Source organism: Streptomyces sp. NPDC089915 (genome assembly GCF_040684675.1).
Classification (GTDB): Bacteria; Actinomycetota; Actinomycetes; order Streptomycetales; family Streptomycetaceae; genus Streptomyces.
The window spans coordinates 1-1,777 of the sequence record NZ_JBFBGN010000340.1; the positions used below are offsets into that span (position 1 = coordinate 1).

The 1,777-nt window shown below is 75.7% G+C and carries 2 pseudogenes; one reads left to right on the forward strand and one right to left on the reverse strand.

The features are described 5' to 3' along the window. Positions 1-84, reverse strand: a pseudogene (locus AB0O29_RS35575) (carbon-nitrogen family hydrolase); the annotation flags it as partial. Positions 85-95: 11 nt separating this feature from the next. On the opposite strand from AB0O29_RS35575, the pseudogene AB0O29_RS35580 reads away from it, so the two are divergent. Next, positions 96-1,777: pseudogene (locus tag AB0O29_RS35580) on the forward strand (beta-ketoacyl synthase N-terminal-like domain-containing protein); the annotation flags it as partial.

Below are 1,777 nucleotides of genomic sequence, written 5' to 3' on the forward strand. Positions count from 1 at the left end.
GTCGCGCGCGGCCTTGGACATGGCCTCGTACGTCGGCCCGTCCAGCGGCTCGGCCTCCGTCTCGAACTGCTCGTAGGCGAAGGCTGGGCTCCCTCGACCGGCCCCTGACGGCCGTCCTGCACGCCGCCGGGATCATCGACGACGGCGTGGTCTCCTCCCTCACCGCCGAGCGCGTCTCCGCCGTCCTGCACCCCAAGGCGGACGCGGCCCACCACCTGCACGAGCTGACCCGGGACACCGGTCTCTCCGCGTTCGTGGTCTTCTCCTCGGCCGCCGGCCTGTTCGGCGGCGCCGGCCAGGCCGGTTACGCCGCCGCGAACAGCGCCCTCGACGCCCTCATGGCCGAGCGCCGCACCGCCGGACTGCCCGGCCTCTCCCTGGCCTGGGGCCTGTGGGCCGGGGTCGGCGGCATGGGCGACACCCTCTCCGACGAGGACGTCGAACGCATCGGCCGCTCCGGGGTCCGCCCGCTGACCGTCGACCAGGGCCTCGCCCTCTTCGACGCCGCCCTCGCCACCGAAGAGCCCCTCCTCGTCCCCGTCCCCCTCGACCTGCGCACCCTGCGCCACCGCGCCCCGGTACCCGCCCTGCTGCGCGCTCTGGTGCCCGCCCCGCGCCGCCGGGCCGTCACGGCCGGGTCCGGCGCCACCGCCCAGGGCGGGTCGGCCTGGGCCGACCGGCTGGCCGGCCTCGCCGTGGCCGAGCAGCGGTCACTGCTGCTGGACCTGGTCGGCGCTCAGGCCGCACAGGTGCTGGGGCACAGCGACGCGGACGCCGTGGAACCGGACCGGGCCTTCCGCGAGCTGGGCTTCGACTCCCTCACCGCCGTCGAGTTCCGCAACGCGCTGATCTCGCGGACCGGGATCCGGCTCTCGGCCACCGTGGTCTTCGACCACCCGACCCCGGCGGCACTGGCCGAGTTCCTGCGCACCGAGCTGGTGGGCGCGGAGGACGGCGACGGGGAGGCGGCCGCCCCGGTGGCGGCCGCCGACGACGAGCCGGTCGCGATCATCGGCATGAGCTGCCGCTACCCGGGCGGCGTCGAATCCCCCGAGGACCTGTGGCGGATGGTCGCCGAGGGCCGCGACGGCATCACCCCCTTCCCCGGCGACCGGGGCTGGGACCTCGACCACCTCTTCGACCCGGACCCCGACCACCCGGGGACCTCGTACGCGGACAAGGGCGGGTTCCTGCTCGGCGCGGCGGAGTTCGACGCCGGGTTCTTCGGGATCTCCCCGCGCGAGGCCCTCGCGATGGACCCGCAGCAGCGGCTGCTGCTGGAGACGGCCTGGGAGGCCTTCGAGGACGCGGGCATCGACCCCGAGCGGGCCCGGGGCACCCGGACCGGCGTGTTCACCGGCCTGATGTACCACGACTACCTGGCCCGGCTCTCCGCGATCCCGGACGGCCTGGAGGGCTTCCGGGGGACGGCGGGCGCGGGCAGCGTGGCCTCGGGCCGCGTTTCGTACACCCTGGGTCTGGAGGGCCCGGCGGTGACCGTGGACACCGCCTGCTCCTCCTCCCTGGTCGCGCTGCACCTCGCCGCGCAGGCTCTGCGGCGCGGCGAGTGCACGCTGGCCCTCGCGGGCGGCGTGGCCGTCATGTCGACCCCGGAGACCTTCGTCGACTTCAGCCGTCAGCGCGGGCTGGCGGCGGACGGCCACTGCAAGTCCTTCGCCGAGGGCGCGGACGGCACCGGCTGGGGCGAGGGCGTCGGGATGCTCCTCGTGGAGCGGCTCTCGGACGCCGTGCGCAACGGACACCCGGTACTGGCCGT